This window comes from Mesorhizobium sp. J8 (assembly GCF_016591715.1).
In the GTDB taxonomy this organism is placed as follows: Bacteria; Pseudomonadota; Alphaproteobacteria; order Rhizobiales; family Rhizobiaceae; genus Mesorhizobium.
Window position 1 is genome coordinate 2,368,057 of record NZ_AP024109.1, and the last position, 19,321, is coordinate 2,387,377.

Here is a 19,321-nt window from a genome sequence, read left to right on the forward strand (position 1 = left end):
TGCTGGCTGGATAGGAGGCCAGCATCTGATGGTTCGACCTCTTTCCGATGATTTACGCGAGCGGGTTGTTGCGGCGGTTTTGAGTGGCGAGAGCCGCCGGTCGGCCGCCAAGCGGTTCGGTATCGCAAATTCGACAGCCGTGAAATTGTTGCAGCGTCATCAGGCAACCGGCTCGGTGGCGCCGGGCAAGATGGGTGGCCACCGTAAGCGGGTTCTGGAACCGCATCGAGCCTTCATCGTGGAGCGGATCAACCAGACCTCTGATCTGTCGCTACATCGGCTGAAGGACGAGTTGGCCGCGCGCGGGGTCAAGGTCTCGCACAATGCGGTGTGGCAGTTCCTGCGCCGCGAAGGGCTAAGCTTCAAAAAAACGCTGTTCGCCCTTGAGCAGGCACGTGCCGATATTGCCCGTCGGCGCCAGCGATGGCGATCCTGGCAGGCCGGCCTCGATCCCCAATGCCTGGTCTTCATCGATGAGACCTGGATCAAGACCAACATGGCTCCCCTGCGCGGCTGGGGGCCGAAGGGCAAGCGGCTGCGCGGCCTGGCTCCACATGGTCATTGGCGCACGCTGACTTTCCTCGGCGCGCTGCGCTGTGATCGGCTCGCGGCACCTTGCGTCTTCGACGGACCGATCAACGGTCAATGCTTCCGCGCCTATGTCGAGCAGCAGCTCATCACCGTGCTGAAGCCCGGCGACATCGTCATCATGGACAACCTGGGCAGCCATAAGTCGGCGGCCATCAGGCAGATGATCAAAGCCGCTGGCGCCAGGCTCTGGTACCTGCCGCCCTACTCACCGGACCTCAATCCGATCGAGCAGGCCTTCGCCAAGATCAAGCACTGGATGCGCCAGGCGCAGAAACGCACCGTCGAGGACACTTGGCGACACATCGGCCACCTCGTCGAAGCCATCGAGGCAGCCGAATGCAAGAACTACTTCGAAAACGCCGGATACGCTTCCGTCAAAACATGAAAGACTCTAGGCCCTCTGCTGTCGCCGCGGAAGCTGTCACAATTCGGCCCTAATCAAGGAGCGATAGCGCTTGATGGATACTGCCGCTTCGGCCAGTATTCGCGACGCATCCACCGGGGCCGTTTCTTAAACCCAATCGAGGTTCTCCCAAGCCCGCATGCCTGCCGAGATCCGCAAGGCCCGCGCGTCAGACGTCGATGACCTCGCCGCCATCGAGAAGGCTGTTTTTCCGGGCGACAGGCTCTCGCGCCGTTCCTTCCGCCAGTTCATCGAACGCGAAACCGCCGAGATGCTGGTGGCCGAGAATGAAGGCCGCGTCGCCGGTTATGCCGTGGTGCTGTTCCGCAAGGGAAGCGGCGTGGCGCGGCTCTATTCCATCGCCGTCGGTCCCTTCTTCGGCCGTCTCGGCATCGGCCGGCTTCTGCTGGCCGCCGCCGAGGAAGCGGCCTTCGAGCACGACCGGCTGTTGCTGCGCCTCGAAGTGCGCGAGGACAACCAGCGCGCTATCCGCATCTACGAAAAAGCCGGCTACCGGAAATTGGGCCGCGAGCCCGATTATTACGAGGATGGCGCGACGGCGCTGCGCTATGAAAAGACGCTGCGCGGCGACACGCCGACCGCGACCAACGTGCCGTTCTACCAGCAGACCTGCGAGTTCACCTGCGGCCCGTGCTGTCTGATGATGGCGATGGCCAATTTCGACCGTGGCTTCGTGCCCGACCCGGTCATGGAAATCCGTCTGTGGCGCGAGGCCACCACGGTCTTCATGATGTCGGGTCCCGGCGGTTGCGAGCCCTTCGGCCTGGCCGTCGCCGGCTATGAAAGCGGCCTTGCCGCCGAGATATTCGTCTCCTTCTACGGCGCGCTGTTCCTGCAATCGGTGAGGAGCGAGGACAAGCGCCGGGTGATGGAGCTTGCCCAGGTCGATTTTCGCCGCCGCGCCGAGCTTTACGGCATCCCTGTCAACTACCGTCCGTTCGGCATCGGCGACATTCGGAACGCCTTGGCCGAGGGCAAGCTGGTGGTGGTGCTGATCAGCGGCTTCCTGATGTTCGGCAAGAAGGTGCCGCACTGGGTGCTGGCCATCGGCGACGATGGCGACCATATCCTGATCCACGACCCCTGGGTCGAGGATGAGAGGCAGGAAACGATCCTCGATGCCGCGAACATTCCGGTGCCCTACGACATCTTCATGAACATGGCGCAGTTCGGCCGCGACGGCTTGCGCGCGGCCATCACTCTGGGAAAACGCTGAGACAATGACCTGGGTTATCCTGACAGGCAGGCAGAACGACATCGATCAGGTGGCCACACCTCACAAGATCATCACCAACCGCGATTATCTCGCGCATCCGGCGCTGTTTCGCGGCCAGCGGCCGAAAGTGATCAACCTGTCGAACAATTATGGCTACCAGAGCCGCGGCTACTATGCCTCGCTGCTCGCCGGCTCGCGCGGCCACCGGGTGATCCCGACGGTTGAGACGATGATCGACCTTTCGGAGCGCAAACTCTACGAGCACGCGCTGCCGGAGCTCGAGCTTGCCTTGAACAAATGTCGCAAGGATCTCGGCGGGGCGTTTCCGGCGAAGGTCGCGATCTTCTTCGGCATCGGACCGTCGAAAGTGTGGGACCGTTTCGCCAAGCTGTTGTTCGACTGGTTCCGCGCGCCGGCGCTCGAGGTCCATATTAAGGACAGCGCCGAATGGGCCTCGATCCGCAAGATCGGCTTCCTGCCGCTCGCCCGCATGACCGAGGATGAGGAAGAGTTCTTCCTGCAATGCCTGGACACCTACACCAATCGCGAGTGGCGCGACACCAAGGGCCGCACGCCGGCGCGCTATACGTTCGCGACGCTGGTCGACCCGCATGAGGAATTGCCGCCGTCGGAAATCTCCTCGCTGCGCTATTGGGCAAGGATCGCCGAGAAGATGGGCGTGGAAGTCGAGCCGATCACCAGGAAGGACCTCGCCAAGCTCGCCAATTACGACGCGCTGTTCATCCGCGAGACCACGTCGATCTCCAACCACACTTATCGCTTCGCGCGCCGTGCTCAGCAGGAAGGCATGCCGGTGATCGACGATCCGCTGTCGATGATCCGCTGCACCAACAAGGTCTATCTCAACGAGCTGATGACCTACAACAAGGTGCCGGTGCCGCCGACGGTGATGATCGCCGGCACGTCCGACTTCGAAGTGGCGGCGCAGACGCTGGGCTTCCCGCTGGTGCTGAAGATCCCGGATTCGTCCTTCTCGCGCGGCGTCAAGAAGTGCGAGAGCATGGCGGAGCTCACCAAGCTTGCGACCGAATGGCTGGAAGATTCCGATCTCCTGATCGCGCAGAAATTCATCCCGACCGAATATGATTGGCGCGTCGGCGTGCTCGGGGGACAGCCGCTGTTTGCCGTGCACTACCTGATGGCGAAGAAGCACTGGCAGATCGTCAACCACAAGTCCAGCGGCAAGCCCGACCAGGGCGGCATCAAGACCTTCACGCTGAAGCAGACGCCGCCGCATGTCGTCGAAACGGCGGTGCGGGCGGCAAAATGCATCGGTGACGGGCTCTACGGCGTCGACCTCAAGGAAACCAAGGACGGCGTCTTCGTCATCGAGGTCAACGACAACCCCAACCTCGACCATGGCTGGGAGGATTCCGGCGAGAAGGACGAGCTCTGGGTGCGGCTGACGCAGTGGTTCTTGGAGCGCCTGGAGAGGCCGGAGAAGTAGAGGGGAACTGAGGAACTGAAGAACTGAAGAACTGAAGGGATTAGGAACTGATGGACTGATAACGCAAGGGTGGTTCCGCCAGACACTTCAATTCTTCAATTCTTCAGTTCTTCAGTTCTTCAGTCCTTCAATTCCCCAATTCCCAATCACTCAAACCGAGGGAAACGAATGCTGTTCCTAGTGATCGAGGACTTTCACGGCGCGGACCGCAAGGAAATCTACCGCCGCTTTCGCGACAAGGGCCGGCTGAAGCCCGACGAGCTCGTCGTCCACCACTCCTGGATTGCGGCCGACATGAGCCGCTGCTTCCTGCTGGTGGAGGCCGACGACGTCACGATCCTGCAACGCTGGGCCATCGAGTGGAACGACTTGGTCGAGTTCGAGATCGTTCCGGTGGCGACGAGCAAGGATATGGTCGCGGCTCTGGCGCCGCATCTGTGAAAGCCCTCTCGGCGCGTAGCTTCCGGTCTCCTCGTCAAATGACCGCTATCGCGTCGACCTCTATCAGGTAGCCCGGGGACATGATTGCCACGCCGACGATCACATTCGCCGGCTTGTGATCTCCAAACAACGAAATCTGCGCGTCCTCGATGATCGGAACGTGCTCATCGCGGTCGTAGTCGACGATGTAGACCGTGATCTTGCAGACTTGGTCAGGCCGGGCACCGGCAGCGCTGAGCGCCCTGCCGAGATTGGCGAATGCCAGGCGCACCTGCGCGGCAAAATCACCATGCCCGACGAGCTTGCCGCTTATGTCTTCCGGCTGCTGACCCGAGATGAACACCAGCTTGGATCCCGTCGCGACGACCACCTGCGTATACATCTCCGGAACCGGCAGATCCGCCGGATTGATGAGTTCGAGCGACATCAAAGATCTCCTGTTACTGCGTTTGACTGAAAGCAAGGCGGGCAACGACGGTAGTGAGGGCTCCGCCGCTGTGATTCCCTGAATTAGTCCGTTGATGACTGGGTGCCGAGCGCCGGTGAGTTGACCGCGCGCACGCATTCCTCGACCAGCCATTCCCGGAACGCGCCCACGACATCGCGTCTTGCGCTGCGTTCGGGGATCGTCAGGCAATAGGGTTGGCGCAGTTCCAGGGATTGCGCGGCAGCAAGCACCAGTCTGCCATCCTCCAGCGCCCGGGCGCAATAGATGCCTTGCGCCAGCGCCACGCCCAGCCCCGAAATGGCGAGGTCGAGCGCCGCCCGCGATGAGTTGGCCGACAGGCCGCGCTGCGCGGTCCGGCCGGGCTCGATGCCGGCCGCCTCGAACCAGTTGCGCCAGGTTGGAAAGGAAGCGCCGGTCGGTCCCCAGTCGGTGTGGATCAGCGGCATGCCGACAAGGCCGTCGGATCCCGTCGCTCCGGCCAGCGTCGGCGCGCAGACGGGATAGACGGCGTCCCTGACGATCTCCTCGGTCGGATGTTCCCGATAGTGCGGACCGTAGGAGAGGCGGATGTCTATCAATTCATGATCGAACGGCACCGGATCGTCGTCGCCTCTCAGCGATATGTCGGCGGCGCCATGCGATGCGACGAAGCCGGCGAGCCGCTCCGAAAGCCAGCCCATCGCCATGGAAGGTGGCACCGAAATGACGAGCCTCGGCCGGAACGCGCCGCCGCCGACATCACGCGCGACGCTGCCGATTTCCCGGAAGGCCATGCTGAGCCTCGGCAGCATCTCCACCCCGGCCTCGGTCAGCACCGCGCGCCGGTTGACCCGGTGGAACAGCTTTCGCCCCATCTGTTCCTCGACGGTGCGGATAAGCTGGCTGACGGCGGCAGGCGAAATCGACAGCTCCTCCGCCGCGGCGGCAAAGCTGCCCGTGCGCGCCGCCGCTTCGAAGGCCTGAAGTCCGCGCAAGGAGGGAAGAGCGACCATGGCAATCCAAAAGATAAGCTTACCTTATCTGTTTCGCAGAAATCCTCGTTTTTCGAAAGGTTTCTTTCTGGGTACCATGGCTGCATGAACGCAATCGATCATCACGAAACCGTAGACCATCGCCAGGTGATAGCCTCGCTGACCAACGAGGAGCGCGGCCGGCTGACCGGTAAATCCGATGGGCCGGGCCTTCTCCAGTTCGCGCTCCATCTCGGCGCGATCGTCGTCCTTGGTGCGCTGATCGCGGCACGAGTGCCGTTCTGGCCGGTCCTGATGCTGCCGCAGGGCGTCCTGATCGTCTTCCTGTTCACCTTGCTGCACGAGACCGTGCACAGGACGGCGTTCGAAACACAGTGGCTGAACGATGCGATTGCGCGCTTCTGCAGCCTCATGATCGCGCTGCCGGCCGACTGGTTCCGCTACTTCCACTTCGCCCATCACCGCTTCACCCAGGATCCCGAAAACGATCCGGAACTCGCCTTCCCAAAGCCCGAGACGATGCGGCAATATATCGTCCACGTCTCCGGCCTGCCGGTATGGTGGGGCCATTTCAAGACGCTCTACTCCAATGCAATGGGGCGCTGCCGCGACAGTTACGTGCCGCCGAAGGGTCTGCCGAAAGTGAAGGCCGAGGCGCGGGCGATGATCGCCTTCTATGTCGTCCTGCTGGCGCTCGCGGTCTGGTTCAAGGCGTCGGTGCTGCTCACTGTCTGGATCGTGCCGGCGCTGCTCGGCCAGCCGTTCCTGAGGCTTTATCTGCTGGCCGAGCACGGCCGCTGTCCCTTCGTCGCCAACATGCTGGAGAACACCCGCACGACGCTGACCAACTGGTTCGTGCGCAAGCTCGCCTGGAATATGCCTTATCATGCCGAGCACCACGCTTATCCCGGCGTGCCGTTCCACCGGCTGCCTGAATTCCACCGGCTGATCGAGCGGCATCTCAAAGTGATCGAGCCCGGCTATGTGAGCTTCCACGAGAAATATGTCGGGGCGCTACGCTGACGGAGCGCCTGCTCAGCCCGACTGGCGCTGCAGCGCCTGCGAATGCAGCAGCCGGCCGATGTCGGACGCCTTGCTCGGCACGCCGATCAGGTAGCCTTGCGCCTCGCCGCAACCGGCCTTGCGCAGCATGTCGAGCTGCGCTTCGGTCTCGACGCCCTCCGCGGTGACGGTGATGCCGAGCTCGGCGCCGAGGCCGATCACCGTGCGCACGATCGCTGCCGTGTCTCGCCTGTCGAGGTCGCGGATGAAGGAACGGTCGATCTTGATCTTGTCGACGGGGAAGCGCCGGAGGTAGCCGAGCGAAGAATAGCCGGTGCCGAAATCGTCGAGCGCGATGCGCACGCCAAGGCCGCGCAATTGGCTCAGCGTCTTCAGCACCGCGTCGCTTTCGTCCATCATCACCGTTTCGGTGATTTCGAGCTCCAGGCGGTTGGCGGGCAGCCCGGAAAAGGCGAGCGCCGAGATCACGCTGCGGGCGAAGCCGCCGCTTTTGATCTGCGCGGCCGAGACATTGACGGCCATGCGCATGTCACGAGGCCAATTGGCGGCGACGTTGCACGCCTTGCGCAGCGCCCAGTCGCCGAGTTGCACGATCAATCCGGTCTCCTCGGCGGCGGGGATGAAGTTTTCCGGCGATACCAGGCCGCGCGACGGCGAGCGCCAGCGCATCAGGGCTTCCGCGCCGACGATTTTGCCGGAGCCGATGTCGAGGATCGGTTGGAAATCCAGCTCGAATTCGCGCTTGGAAAGTGCTGCTTCGAGATCGGCCTCGAGCGCCCGGCGCTCCCGCATCAGCGCATCCATGCCCGGCTCGAAGAAGCGATAGACGTTGCGGCCTTCGCTCTTGCCCCGGTAGAGCGCCATGTCGGCATTGGTCAGCAGCGTGTCGGCGTCGCGTCCGTCGCCAGGATAGACCGCGATGCCGAGGCTCACGCCCACATGCATTTCGCGCCCCTTGTCGCGATAGGGCTTGCCGACGATCTCGACGATGCGCTTGGCGAGCTTTTCGGCGTCGGCGGCGCTCTTGATGCCCGATTGGATGATGGCGAACTCGTCGCCGCCGAAGCGCGCCACCACGTCCTTGCTGCCGCGCACTGCATGCTGCAGCCGCTTGGCGACGCATTTCAGCAGCCAGTCTCCGGCCGGGTGGCCGAACGTGTCGTTGACGGCCTTGAAGCGGTCGAGGTCGAGCGAGAGGATCGCCAAGGGCTTGGCATTGGCCTCGCCAAGCGCCTGATCCAGCTTTTCGCGAAACATCGAGCGGTTGGGCAGATTGGTCAGCGTGTCGTGATGCGCAAGATGCGTCATGCGCTCTTCGACACGGCGCCGTTCGGTCACGTCCTCGAAGGTGGCAACCCAGCCGCCGCCGGCGAGCGGACGGCGCGAGACAAACAGCGTGCGGCCATCGACGAGTTCGCGATAGCTCGAGCGCGACTGGCCAGCCTCCAGGGCCGCCTTCGTCTTCCCCACCTCGATGTCGACTTCGACGGGCATGAAGATGCCGAGAGCAACGAGTTTCGCCAGCATCTGACCGTGCGTCATGCCGAGCGGGAAATCCGCGGCCTTCGCGTTGCACAGCTCGAGGAAGCGCTGGTTGCGCACGATCAGACGGCCCTCGGCGCTGTACATCAGCAGGCCTTGCGACATGTTGGCCAAGGCAGCGTCGAAGCGGCGGTATTGCTCTTTCAGTTCGGCTTCAGCGCGCCGCTGCTCCGTCACATCCTCGTAGATTGACACCCAGCCGCCGACGGCGATCGGCCGGTGCGAAATGACGATGATGCGTCCGTCCGACAGGATTTCCTCATAGGTCGAAGGCTTGGCGCCGTCGATATAGGGCTTGCGGATGGCATAAAGCTCGCCGGCGCTCTGCGAAGCGATGCCGATGTCGACGCTGTGCTGCAGGATGTCGAAGAAGGGAATGCCTGGCTTCACCACTTTGGCGTCCAGGCGGAAGATGTCGATGTAGTTGCGGTTGCAGATAATCATCCGCTCGTCAGCGTCGAACATGCACAGCCCATGCGACATGTTCTCGACAGCCGCCGCGAAGCGCTCGTTCTGGGCCCGTAATTCTTCCGCGATCCGCCGTGCCGGACCAATAGCGGCCGTTCTTCGCTTGCCGGCGGTGGAGGCCGTCTTGACATGAGCGCCGGGCATGAGCACGCCTTCGGACCGTGACCGAACGCAATACTGTCCCGGTAGCCGGTTAATTTAGCGTTCTTATGGGACTGAATTTACCACAAGTGAAGACTGGCGCTTGGCCTCCAGCGCCTTGAACCGCTTCAGAAAAGCCGTTTGCGCCCAGGTCACGGATTTTGGCGTGAAGTCGAAGCGGTCGGCGGAGAAGCCGCGCGGCCGGCCGAAGTATTCGGTCGCCTCCGCCGTCGAGAAGCCGGCCAGCAGCGTCGCCTCGTAATAGGCGGCGATCTGGTCGGCGCGCTTGATGTCCTTGCGCAGGGCCGCATTAAGCTCCGCCGGCAGAGAGAAACGCAGATGGATGGCGCGTTGCAGGCGCAATTCGCAGTCCTTGTAGGAGCCGCCCATCACCGATTTGAACGGGGAGATCATGTCGCCGATGACATATTCGGGTGCATCGTGCAGCAGTGCCGCGAGCCGCGCCTCGGCCGTGGCCTCGGGCGCCAATTCGCCGTAAAGCGCTTCGACCAGCAGCGAATGCTGCGCGACGGAGAAGGCGTGATCGCCGCGGGTCTGGCCGTTCCAGCGCGCCACGCGGGCAAGGCCGTGCGCGATGTCGGCAATCTCGATGTCGAGCGGCGAAGGGTCGAGCAGGTCGAGCCGCCGCCCCGAAAGCATGCGTTGCCAGGCGCGCGGCGGCGCCCCGGCGCGATCGGCCGCCATCAGGCCTCCTCCGCGCTGACCGCTTCCTGCGGGAAGGAGAATTTCGCCCAGGCGGGTATGGCTAGTGTCACAGGAACGTCGCCGGCCATGATGGTTTCACCGGCATCGACTGCCGTCTTGACGCGGTCGATGCGGGCGATCGCAAGACCGGTTCGGCCGCTGACAGTTCCGAGCACGCCTACCGGCCGGCCGGCAACGGTGATCTCGATACCGGTCGCGGGCAGGGGGCTATCGGCCGACGCAATCAGGACACGGCGCCGCGCGGTGCCGCGATGCTGCATGCGTGAGACCACTTCCTGGCCGATATAGCAGCCCTTCTTGAAGCCGACGCCGCCGGTCTCGTCGAGCAGCACGTCATGTGGGAAGGCGTCGCCAAGCTGGTAGTCGGAGCCGCTTTCTGCAATGCCGTAGCCAATGCGCATGTTCAGCCAGCCATTCGGGTCGCCACCGTCCCGCGCCTCGCCGCCATAAATGCGCCTAACCGCGATATCTTGGAACCGCGTGTCGACAAGCGCGCTTGAATCGGAAAGTGAGGCGGTTGAATCATCACCCCACGCGACAGTGACAAGCACCTGATCCTGCTTAGCAATCTCGGCCTTCGCCCTTAGCCGGTAAAGCATCAGCCGGCGCACGAAATCGTCGACGATCTCGGCCCGGCATTCCAACTGGAAGCCGCTGTCGCCGGCGCGCGAGATCAGGAAATCGAACAGGATCTTGCCCTGGGGCGAAAGCAGCGCACCGGGCTTTGCCTCGCCGGGCTTCAGCGTATCGAGGTCGGTCGTGAGGATGTTCTGCAGGAAGTGCTCGGCATCGGGGCCTGACACGGAAACGAGCGCGCGGTCTTTGATGCGGGCAAATGGCATGAGCGTAAATCGGCCTGATCTTGCAAAACGTTTGGCCATTACGTAAGCCGGCCACACTCCCCCCGCAAGAGATTGGACCTGTCCATGGCAACCACCTTCGACCTCATCCTGACAGGCGGCACCGTGGTCAACCATGACGGCGAGGGTCGGCGCGACGTCGGCGTGAAGGGCGGACGCATCGCACGGATCGGCGATCTCAGCCAGGCTTCGGCCGGCGAAACCATCGACTGCACCGGCCTGCACATCCTGCCGGGCGTCGTCGACAGCCAGGTGCATTTCCGCGAGCCGGGGCTGGAGCACAAGGAGGACCTGGAGACGGGTTCTCGCGCGGCGGTACTGGGCGGCGTCACCGCCGTTTTCGAGATGCCGAACACCAATCCTTTGACCACCAGCGAGGCCGCGCTTGCCGACAAGGTGCGGCGAGCCACGAACCGCATGCATTGCGACTTCGCCTTCTGGGTCGGCGGCACGCGCGACAATGCTCGCGATGTCGGCGAACTGGAACGGTTGCCGGGAGCGGCCGGCATCAAAGTGTTCATGGGCTCGTCCACCGGCGACCTTCTGGTTGAGGACAACGAAGGCGTCGCGTCGATCCTGCGCAACACCCGCCGCCGCTCCGCCTTCCACTCCGAGGACGAATTCCGCCTGCGCGAACGTCTCGGCGAGCGTGTCGAAGGCGATCCGTCGTCGCATCCCGTCTGGCGCGACGAGGTCGCGGCGCTGCGCTGCACGGAGCGCCTGGTGCGCATCGCCAGGCAGACGCGTGCGCGCATCCATGTGCTGCACATCTCGACGGCCGAGGAGATCGTCTTCCTCGAACAGCACAAGGACGTCGCGACTTGTGAGGCCACGCCGCATCATCTGACGCTGACGGCGGACGACTATGCCAGGCTTGGCACGCTGCTCCAGATGAACCCGCCGGTCCGCGCCGCCCGCCACCGCGACGGCGTCTGGCATGGCATTGGGCAAGGAATCGTCGATGTTCTTGGTTCCGACCATGCGCCGCACACGCTGGCCGAGAAGGCGAAGACCTATCCGGCCTCGCCGTCCGGCATGACGGGCGTTCAGACGCTGGTGCCGATCATGCTCGACCATGTGAATGCCGGGCGGCTCACCCTGCAGCGCTTCGTCGACCTTTCCAGCCACGGTCCGCAGCGCATCTTCGGCATGGCCAGGAAAGGCCGCATCGCCGCCGGCTACGATGCTGACTTCACGGTCGTCGACCTGAAGCGGCGCGAGACCATCACCAACGCCCAGGCCGGTTCCAAGGCCGGCTGGACGCCCTATGACGGCAAGCAAGTGACGGGCTGGCCGGTCGGCACCATCGTGCGCGGCGCGCGCGTCATGTGGGAAGGCGAGATCGTGACGCCGGGCCAGGGCAGGGCAGTCGAGTTTTCCGAGGCGCCGCCGGTTTAAAGCGCTCAATCCCCGGCGACGAAGAACAGCCACTGTCCCGTCGGCGTGATGCCGACGCGGTAGAAGATGTAGGCGCCGAACTGCTTCATGTCGTCATAGTCGCTGGCCGTGACCAGCTTGAACAATTCGACGCGCTGCCTGGGATCGAGCTTGTCGAGCGGCAGCGCGAAGAAATACGGCCAGACATAGAGCTCCTGCGGCGTGCCGGTGTCGACATGCACATAGCCGGCCGAAAGCACCTCTTCCAGGATGGCGAGGATCTCCTGGCCGTCGCCGTCGCCCGAGAGGCCCTTGAGGAAGGTGACAGGGTCGCCGTCGATGTCGCCCAGCGACAGTTGCGTCATGGAATCGCCCTTGCCGATCAGCGGCCTCAGCTTCTCGATGTCGCCGCTTTTGCAGGCCTCGATGATCAGCCCATGCATGCGCTTGACCGGTTCGGGAAGCGTGTTGAGGTCGTAGACGACCGCGGGCGGCGGTGCGTCCGGATCGGCGCGCGGGCTGGTGATGCCGCCATTGGCCGGCGGCGTTTCCGGTTCCTGCTTGTCCGTGTCGTCGGCCGGCTGGCCGCCGTCCACGGGTTTGGTGCCGGGCGCCTCCGGCACCGGCACGGTGGCGCCGGGTGTGGCGCTGTCGCTATTGGCGGGCGGGACGACCGGGGAGGGCAGGTCCTCGCGCTGGATCTCGCTCAGCGCGTAGGAAGGCGTGCTGGCGAGGCAGAGCGGCAGCGCCAGGCAGGAAGCGGCGATCAGGATGCTGAGGGCCTGCCCGCGCGGCCGGCCTGACATCGAAAATCTCACCGCATGCCTCTCCATTGTTATCCGGCCTGATCCGAGCAGCGCTCTGAGCAATCAAGAGCACGGGCATGATGCCCAAACGGCGCGCGCCCGTCAAAAGTCACTCTCAAAAAGTCGCTATCGAAAAGGGAGCTAGAGCAATTCCAGGAAAAGTGTGAGCGGTTTTCCGCCCGGAATTGCGTAAAAACAAGGAGATAGAGCATTTCGCCGTTTCCGTGAAACGGTGAAATGCTCTAGGTGTTCAGTCCCGAGGTCAAGTGGACGGGATTGAGCCGGAACCTTTCTGGCTGTTTGGCCCATGCCGCACAGATGGCTTCGTAAGGTGTAAGGCCGTGAAGGGTCTTTAGCCGCCTGGCGAAGTTGTATCCGTTGAGGAAGGCAGCAAGGTGATTTTCAAGTTGTCGGTGGGTCTCGTAGTGATATCGCCGGACAGTTGCCTCTTTTAGCGTTCGGTTCATCCGTTCGACCTGACCGTTGGTCCATGGATGGTTGGGTTTGGTGAGACGGTGCTGGATGCCATGCCTCCAGCAGGTCCGGTCGAAGGGATGGCCGCGCCAACGCGCGGTAGGGCCATTCCGGTTCTTGGGCAGGTCGGCGAACTGGATGCCATTGTCGGTGAGCACGGTGTGGATTTTGTAGGGGACGGCTTCGACCAATTCGTCGAGGAAAGCTCTTGCAGTGACTGTGGTCGCCTTCTGCATCAGCCGAGCGAAAGCGAACTTCGAGGTCCGATCCACTGCCACGAATAGGTAGAGCTTACCCTCTTCGGTTCGAACCTCGGCGATGTCGATGTGGAAATAGCCGATCGGGTAGCGCTTGAAGGGCTGTTTGGCCGGCCTGTCGCCGGCGACCTCGGGTAGGCGGCTGATCCCGTGGCGCTGAAAGCAACGATGCAAGGACGACCGCGTCAGGTGCGGGATTGTCGCTTGCAGCGCATAGAGACAGTCATCCAGAGGCAGCAGCGTATGCTTGCGGAAGGCGACGATCATCGCCTCCTCCTGAGCCGTCAGAACGGTGGAGCGTACAATCTTCGGACCCATCGGCGCATCATGGACGAAGGCCCGCTTTCGCCACTTGGCGACAGTCTTCTGATTTAGACCGTGCTGCGCTGCGAGTTCTTTGAGCGGAGCCTCCGATCGCTGTATCGCTGCTCGGATGGCGTGCGTGGTCGTGGCGCTGCCGTGGAGTATCTGTCCCATAGCTCATCCCTGAATGAAGGATCAGCTTGACTGATTCCCCCACACTCCGGGACTAGACACCTAGTGCTTCAGCCGTTCCGGCTCGAACGCGCCGGCGATCACTTTCTCGCGCATGCGGTCGAGCAGCGCCAGCGCCGAGGTCTCGCCATTGGCGCGCAGCATCTCGCCGAAAGCCGTCTCCAGTGCTGCCTCGGCGATGATTTCCGGTTCGATGCCAGCCGACAGGCCTTCCGCCCAAGCTTCGCTGTGGCTCTCCACGGCGGTCAGGCGCTTTTCTTCCCTGACCAACGCGTCGATGTCGCTGACACCATGTTCCATTGCGATGTCCACCTTCTGCAAGCGGCGATCCGACCGATGGATCCGGCTTGGTCTGCCAGTTCGTCCGCAGCCTCACTTAAGTCTTTGTAAATGCGACATTTTTGCGGTCGAAATCTACATTGTCGGCGAGACTGCCCTCAATCGATGCCGAGCTTAGCCGATTAGACCGGCTTGCGGCATCAAAACCTTCAGTTTGAGTTAATTCCGCAATTGCACGCTAACGTTTCATTAACACTGTTGCGCAAGCGCAACACATGATTGCACCAGACCGGGACAGGAGACAATAAGGCACCTCACATTGACGCCGATTGCGGCAAAAAATCTGCGTAAAACCTCGCCGCTGGCCGAGCCGGGCTCAATTCCCGTAGCGGGAGGCGATGTCGCGCGACAGCGTCTCGCCTTCCTTCATGTAGCGGGCAATGGCCTCGGTCGCCGAAGGCGTGCATTGCGTATAGATGCCGCTGAAGGAGCGATAGCCGCGGTTGAACGAGGCAATGAAGCGGGCGCGCCGGTCGGGATCGGGATTTTCCGACTCGAGCAGCTTTTCCATCTGGACCCGCCACTGGTCGCCCTTCTCGCCGCAGAGATTGCGCAGGAAATGCAGCGATCCGAGCACTTCGGCCAGCCGCATCAGCCCGGGCTCGAAAGGCGCCTCGGCGGCGCGCGCCGGAAGTGGCGCCGCAACGATGCTGACAGCGAGGCATGCGGCGAGAAAAGCGGAGGCGCGGGTCATCAAAGCCTTGCGATGAAAGGGCAGGGCTTTGTGGCGAAACATTTTGGCGTCCGCAAGGCCGTTCTGGACGCTCACCGCCTCGCGCCTTGCGACGGTCCGAGCAACTCCTCGGCGACCGAGAACACGTCGCCGGCAAGCGGCATCCCCGCCATCTCCGCCAGCGTGTAGAATGCCGCGGTCTCGGCGTCGTCGTTTGCCACGGGCTCGCCGCCTGCATAGGCGGCGCCGAACACTGTCAGCAGATAATCGACCGCGTGGTTTTCCGCCTGGCCGTCGATATGGATGTCGCGCAAGGGGCGATAGTCCGTCGCCTCGAGCCCGGTTTCTTCCAGCAATTCGCGCGCCGCCGCCTCAGCCAGCGTCTCGCCCGGCTCGACCTTGCCGCCGGGATAGGCATAGAGCCCTTGCGATGGCGCCCGCGCACGCTTGACCAGAAGCACGGTGCCGTCGCGCACCACGGCGACGGAAACGGCCGGTATGATCTTGCGCTGTTCCATGCGTGCCGGTCTTTCTGCAGCCTTTTGTGGACCGATTGGGCGAATCCAGCTTTAGCCGTTGCGGCGCGGCGGTTCCATCGCCACTTTCATGGCCCGTCAATTGATGAGCCCAGATCCATGTGCGGACGCTTTGCCCTGACCGCCACGCCGGACCAGACCGCAGCCTTTCTCGGCGTTGCCGAACTCGAGGAATTTCCGGCGCGCTACAACATCGCGCCGACGCAGCCGGTGCTGATGGCGCTTGCCGGCCCGGCGCGGGAACCCGGCTCGAATCTGCCCGACCGCCAGGCGATGCTGGTGCGCTGGGGCCTGATTCCGGCCTGGGTCGAGGACACCAAAGCGTTTCCGCTGCTCATCAACGCCCGCGCCGAAGGCGTGTTGCAGAAAGCCTCCTTCAAGACCGCCATGCGCCACCGCCGCGCTCTTGTGCCGGCATCGGGCTTCTACGAGTGGCGGCAGTCGGGCTCGGCCAAGGGTCAGCCCTACTGGATCCGCCCGCGGCGCGGCGGCGTGGTCGCCTTCGCCGGTCTGATCGAGACTTACTCCGAGCCTGGCGGTTCCGAGATGGACACCGGCGCGATCATCACCACCGAGGCCAATGCCGGCATTGCCCATATCCACGATCGTATGCCGGTGGTCATCGAGGAACGCGACTTCGCCCGCTGGCTCGATTGCCGTACGCAGGAGCCGCGCCACGTGCTCGATCTGCTGAAGCCTGCGGAGCCCGATTTCTTCGAGGCGATACCGGTTTCCGACCTTGTCAACAAGGTCGCCAACACAGGGCCGGAGATCCAGGAGCGCGGCATCGTTTCGCTTCAGGCCGAAAAGCCCAAGCGCCAGAAGCCTGGCGCGGACGAAAACCAGATGAGCCTGTTTTAAAGCATTCCAGGAAAAGTGTGGGGCGGCTTTCCGTTCGGGATTGCGTCGAACCGTCCAACAGAAGGCTGCCTCGAAAGGCTGCTTTGGGGCCTTCATCTCCAGGGCGCCCTTGGCGCCCTCATCGCCAGCGTCCCCGTCGTCGGGGACCGTGGCGGTCTTGCCTTTTCAGGCAGCGCGCGGCGAGACGATCTTCTGCGCGGGCTTCTTCTTCTTCGCGGTATGGAGAAGGGCGGCGACGATGGCCGCCGGGCCGATCGCGCGGTAGTGGCTGGCGAGGGCCGGCTGCGTTTGTCGGTTCTGTTCCTGCTTGCTGCGAGCCATGATTCTCTTCCCTGGTAACAGTTTCGTGTTCAGCGTTTGGCGGCCGATTCCGACCAAATCGTGACATCTGGCGGTCTAGCCGGCGAATGTTTCATCACTGTGCCGACATGTTTAATAAAATGTTTCGGCCTGTTTTTACCTGTGACCCAACGACATCTTTCCTAAGGCGAGCGACTTGACGGCAACACCTGCCGGCGCGATAAAGCCGCCCATGAAAACGTCTTTCGCCATTTGTGGCATTTGCATTATTGGCTAGCCTCGCGCTGGTCCGGACGTTTTCGCTCATCTTTCCCCAGATCGGAAAAAACGCCCCGGCCAGCAGGCTGGAGCCTGATTTGCGTCTTGCGCGCGGACCTGGTTCCAGTGAACCCAAACCAAGGAACCGGGACCGCATGTCTGACGCATCGAAGGGCCTCAGCCTCTACAATACGCTGACGCGGACGAAGGAGCGTTTCGTTCCGATCGATCCGCGCAATGTGCGCATGTATGTCTGCGGTCCGACCGTCTATGACTTTGCCCATATCGGCAATGCCAGGCCGGCGATCGTCTTCGACGTGCTTTTCCGCCTGTTGCGGCATCTCTACGGCGAAAGCCACGTCACGTATGTGCGCAACATCACGGATGTCGACGACAAGATAAACGCCAGGGCGCTGCGCGATTTTGGCGATGAGATCGCGGCCGGGAAGCTCTCGCTCAACGATGCCATCCGCAAGGTCACCGAAAAGACCGCCGACCAATACCACAAAGATGTCGCGGCACTTGGCTGCCTGCAGCCGACCTACGAGCCGCGCGCCACCGAGTTCGTCGCGCCCCGTGTCGACGGCAAGGCCGACATGCTGTCGCTGATTGCGCAGCTCATCGAGCGCGGCCACGCCTATGTCGCCGGCGGCGAGGTGCTGTTCGACACCGCCTCGATGCCGGACTATGGCGAGCTCTCCAAGCGCAATCTCGACGAACAACAGGCCGGGGCGCGCATCGCCGTCGACGCGCACAAGAAGAACCCCGGCGATTTCGTGCTGTGGAAACTGTCGAGCCCCGAAGAGCCCGGCTGGGAGAGCCCGTGGGGCAGGGGTCGCCCCGGCTGGCACATCGAATGCTCGGCCATGTCGGCCGCCTATCTGGGCGAGGTCTTCGACATCCATGGCGGCGGGCTGGACCTGATTTTCCCGCACCACGAGAACGAGATCGCCCAGTCGCGCTGCGCCCACGGCACCAAGGTCATGGCCAATGTGTGGATGCACAACGGCTTCCTGCAGGTCGAGGGACAGAAGATGTCGAAGAGCCTCGGCAATTTCTATTCGATCCACGAGTTGCTGGAGACCGAGACCTTTGGCGGTAGGAAATGGCCCGGCGAGGTGCTCAGGCTGGCGATGCTGATGACGCACTACCGCGAGCCGATCGACTTTTCCGTGCGCAAGCTGGAGGAGGCGGAAAACACGCTCCGCAAATGGAAGCGCGCCGCCGATCTTGCGCCTGCGGCGGCACAAGAATTGCCGGGCGAGGTGGTGGAAGCGCTATCCGACGATCTCGCCACCTATACCGCCTTCCAGCGGCTGACGCAACTCGCCGGAGAGGCGGTCGAGCTTGGCGGCGATGCCGGCAATGGCGCTGCCGCTTCGCTGAAGGCAGCGCTGGCCTTCCTCGGCTTCGATACGGGCGCGGCCAAGGTGGACGAGGCGGCGGTGGCCAAGGCAATCGCGGATCGTCTGGCGCTGATCGCGGCCAAGAACTGGGCCGAGGCGGATCGCATCCGCGACGAGCTTCTGGCGCAGGGCGTGCAACTGAAGGACGGCAAGGATCCCGCGACGGGCGAGCGCGTGACGACCTGGGAGATCAAAAGGTGAGGGTCGATGCCAGCGAGACAGGACTAGAGAGGACGACGCGAGGCGCCCCCCTCTGGCCTGCCGGCCATCTCCCCCTCTTGGGGGGAGATCGGACGTCGCGTCGGCTTTCGCGAATCACCGACGTTGAAGGCCGGGCGCCGTCGCCGAAGCTGCTAATCTCCCCCCTAGAGGGGGAGATGTCCGGCAGGACAGAGGGGGGCGCCTCGCGGTGACCCATCATCTTGTGTCCGCCACCAACCGCAGCAATGCGCGCAAGATGCGCAAGGCAATGACCGACGCCGAACTGAAGTTATGGAACGAGATCCGCGCGCATAGGCTTATGGGCCTGTCATTTCGACGCCAAATGCCCATCGCGGGCTACATAGTTGACTTCGCTTGTCCCGCCAGGAAGCTGATTGTTGAACTGGATGGCTCTCAGCATGCTTCGCCCGAGGTTGCTGCGGCTGATGCGGTGCGTGACGCAAAGCTCGAAGCTCTAGGCTGGACCATCCTGCGCTTCTGGAACGACGACGTGATCCGCGATATCGACAATGTCTGCCAGCATATCGTCATCGTGGCCGGCCTGGCGGATGCGCCCGCGCCACAAACGGAGGAGCTCGTCCCGTGATCGATCATCTCGGCATAAATGTAACCGACTTCGAGACATCCAAAACGTTCTACGACAAGGCGATGGCGCCGCTGGGGGCATCGCTGCTCTACATGGTGCCCGAGCAATATACCGGCGGCGCCAAGGTCGGCGGCTATGGTCGCGACCGGCCGGTGTTCTGGCTGAGCGACAGCACGGACAAGCCGAAATCCACCCAGCACATCGCCTTCACCGCGCGCAGCCGAGCCGAGGTCGACGCGTTCCATGCGGCAGCGCTCGCAGCCGGCGGCAAGGACAATGGCGCGCCGGGCCTGCGCCCGCATTATCATCCGAACTACTACGGCGCCTTCGTCTTCGATCCCAACGGCAACAATGTCGAGGCGGTCTGCCATGACCCAGAGTGAGCCCCTGAAGCAGCCTATGATCGGGAGCG

The 19,321-nt window shown here is 63.1% G+C and carries 21 protein-coding genes; 10 read left to right on the top strand and 11 right to left on the bottom strand.

Annotated elements, in window-relative coordinates; translation table 11 throughout:
- Nucleotides 1–28: 28 nt before the first annotated feature.
- The 4 genes from MJ8_RS10860 to MJ8_RS10875 all read left to right on the top strand — a co-directional run bounded on the left by MJ8_RS10860 (nt 29) and on the right by MJ8_RS10875 (nt 4,140).
- Nucleotides 29–976: an IS630 family transposase gene (locus tag MJ8_RS10860; protein ID WP_201410559.1), complete on the top strand. Its 948-nt coding sequence runs from the start codon at nt 29–31 to the stop codon at nt 974–976.
- 157 nt (nt 977–1,133) lie between these two features.
- Nucleotides 1,134–2,231, top strand: coding sequence for a GNAT family N-acetyltransferase/peptidase C39 family protein (locus MJ8_RS10865; RefSeq protein ID WP_201414365.1), 1,098 nt, complete (start codon nt 1,134–1,136; stop codon nt 2,229–2,231).
- Between the two features lie 4 nt (nt 2,232–2,235).
- Nucleotides 2,236–3,699 carry a RimK family protein gene (locus MJ8_RS10870; protein WP_201414366.1) on the top strand — a complete coding sequence of 488 codons (1,464 nt, stop codon included), beginning with the start codon at nt 2,236–2,238 and terminating at the stop codon, nt 3,697–3,699.
- 168 nt (nt 3,700–3,867) lie between these two features.
- Nucleotides 3,868–4,140, top strand: a complete 273-nt coding sequence (locus MJ8_RS10875) for a DUF3303 domain-containing protein (RefSeq protein WP_201414367.1) — start codon at nt 3,868–3,870, stop codon at nt 4,138–4,140.
- Between the two features lie 34 nt (nt 4,141–4,174).
- Here the strand turns inward: MJ8_RS10875 and MJ8_RS10880 are convergent, their stop codons facing one another.
- Nucleotides 4,175–4,567 (bottom strand): RidA family protein, encoded by a 393-nt coding sequence (locus MJ8_RS10880; protein WP_201414368.1) that lies wholly within the window; start codon nt 4,565–4,567, stop codon nt 4,175–4,177.
- An 83-nt stretch (nt 4,568–4,650) separates the two neighbouring features.
- Nucleotides 4,651–5,580, bottom strand: a complete 930-nt coding sequence (locus tag MJ8_RS10885) for a LysR substrate-binding domain-containing protein (protein ID WP_201414369.1) — start codon at nt 5,578–5,580, stop codon at nt 4,651–4,653.
- Nucleotides 5,581–5,664: 84 nt separating this feature from the next.
- On the opposite strand from MJ8_RS10885, the gene MJ8_RS10890 reads away from it, so the two are divergent.
- Entirely contained in the window at nt 5,665–6,582 is a 918-nt protein-coding gene (locus MJ8_RS10890) for a fatty acid desaturase family protein (protein ID WP_201414370.1), read from the top strand.
- Nucleotides 6,583–6,594: 12 nt separating this feature from the next.
- Here the strand turns inward: MJ8_RS10890 and MJ8_RS10895 are convergent, their stop codons facing one another.
- The 3 genes from MJ8_RS10895 to MJ8_RS10905 all read right to left on the bottom strand — a co-directional run bounded on the left by MJ8_RS10895 (nt 6,595) and on the right by MJ8_RS10905 (nt 10,301).
- Nucleotides 6,595–8,736, bottom strand: a complete 2,142-nt coding sequence (locus MJ8_RS10895) for a putative bifunctional diguanylate cyclase/phosphodiesterase (RefSeq protein WP_201414371.1) — start codon at nt 8,734–8,736, stop codon at nt 6,595–6,597.
- Between the two features lie 63 nt (nt 8,737–8,799).
- Nucleotides 8,800–9,438: a YfbR-like 5'-deoxynucleotidase gene (locus MJ8_RS10900; RefSeq protein ID WP_201414372.1), complete on the bottom strand. Its 639-nt coding sequence runs from the start codon at nt 9,436–9,438 to the stop codon at nt 8,800–8,802.
- Complete coding sequence (locus MJ8_RS10905; protein ID WP_201414373.1) at nt 9,438–10,301, bottom strand: YgfZ/GcvT domain-containing protein; 864 nt, start codon at nt 10,299–10,301, stop codon at nt 9,438–9,440. The genes MJ8_RS10900 and MJ8_RS10905 overlap by 1 nt, the downstream gene beginning before the upstream one ends.
- An 84-nt stretch (nt 10,302–10,385) precedes the next feature.
- Here MJ8_RS10905 and MJ8_RS10910 point away from each other — a divergent pair, with 84 nt between their 5' ends.
- The gene (locus MJ8_RS10910) at nt 10,386–11,717 is read left to right on the top strand and encodes a dihydroorotase (RefSeq protein WP_201414374.1); all 1,332 of its coding nucleotides are present in this window, start codon (nt 10,386–10,388) and stop codon (nt 11,715–11,717) included.
- Between the two features lie 5 nt (nt 11,718–11,722).
- Here MJ8_RS10910 and MJ8_RS10915 read toward each other — a convergent pair whose 3' ends face one another.
- From MJ8_RS10915 to MJ8_RS10935, 5 genes are all read right to left on the bottom strand, one after another.
- Nucleotides 11,723–12,514, bottom strand: a complete 792-nt coding sequence (locus MJ8_RS10915; RefSeq protein ID WP_201414375.1) for a hypothetical protein — start codon at nt 12,512–12,514, stop codon at nt 11,723–11,725.
- Nucleotides 12,515–12,744: 230 nt separating this feature from the next.
- Nucleotides 12,745–13,710, bottom strand: coding sequence for an IS481 family transposase (locus MJ8_RS10920; protein ID WP_201410648.1), 966 nt, complete (start codon nt 13,708–13,710; stop codon nt 12,745–12,747).
- A gap of 60 nt (nt 13,711–13,770) precedes the next feature.
- The gene (locus MJ8_RS10925) at nt 13,771–14,028 is read right to left on the bottom strand and encodes a hypothetical protein (protein ID WP_040984202.1); all 258 of its coding nucleotides are present in this window, start codon (nt 14,026–14,028) and stop codon (nt 13,771–13,773) included.
- Between the two features lie 355 nt (nt 14,029–14,383).
- On the bottom strand, nt 14,384–14,761 hold the full coding sequence (locus MJ8_RS10930) for a TIGR02301 family protein (protein ID WP_201415391.1): 378 nt from the start codon (nt 14,759–14,761) through the stop codon (nt 14,384–14,386).
- A gap of 71 nt (nt 14,762–14,832) precedes the next feature.
- Nucleotides 14,833–15,258 (bottom strand): NUDIX hydrolase, encoded by a 426-nt coding sequence (locus MJ8_RS10935; RefSeq protein WP_201414376.1) that lies wholly within the window; start codon nt 15,256–15,258, stop codon nt 14,833–14,835.
- Nucleotides 15,259–15,375: 117 nt separating this feature from the next.
- Here MJ8_RS10935 and MJ8_RS10940 point away from each other — a divergent pair, with 117 nt between their 5' ends.
- Nucleotides 15,376–16,137 (top strand): SOS response-associated peptidase, encoded by a 762-nt coding sequence (locus MJ8_RS10940; RefSeq protein ID WP_201414377.1) that lies wholly within the window; start codon nt 15,376–15,378, stop codon nt 16,135–16,137.
- 165 nt (nt 16,138–16,302) lie between these two features.
- Here the strand turns inward: MJ8_RS10940 and MJ8_RS10945 are convergent, their stop codons facing one another.
- The gene (locus tag MJ8_RS10945; protein ID WP_140755187.1) at nt 16,303–16,458 is read right to left on the bottom strand and encodes a hypothetical protein; all 156 of its coding nucleotides are present in this window, start codon (nt 16,456–16,458) and stop codon (nt 16,303–16,305) included.
- Between the two features lie 392 nt (nt 16,459–16,850).
- Between MJ8_RS10945 and cysS the strand changes: the two genes are divergently transcribed.
- From cysS to MJ8_RS10960, 3 genes are all read left to right on the top strand, one after another.
- Nucleotides 16,851–18,302 carry a cysteine--tRNA ligase gene (gene cysS / locus MJ8_RS10950; RefSeq protein WP_201414378.1) on the top strand — a complete coding sequence of 484 codons (1,452 nt, stop codon included), beginning with the start codon at nt 16,851–16,853 and terminating at the stop codon, nt 18,300–18,302.
- A gap of 208 nt (nt 18,303–18,510) precedes the next feature.
- On the top strand, nt 18,511–18,909 hold the full coding sequence (locus MJ8_RS10955) for an endonuclease domain-containing protein (RefSeq protein ID WP_201414379.1): 399 nt from the start codon (nt 18,511–18,513) through the stop codon (nt 18,907–18,909).
- A complete protein-coding gene (locus MJ8_RS10960; RefSeq protein WP_201414380.1) occupies nt 18,906–19,292 on the top strand; it encodes a VOC family protein in 387 nt (128 codons plus the stop codon). The genes MJ8_RS10955 and MJ8_RS10960 overlap by 4 nt, the downstream gene beginning before the upstream one ends.
- Nucleotides 19,293–19,321 lie beyond the last annotated feature (29 nt).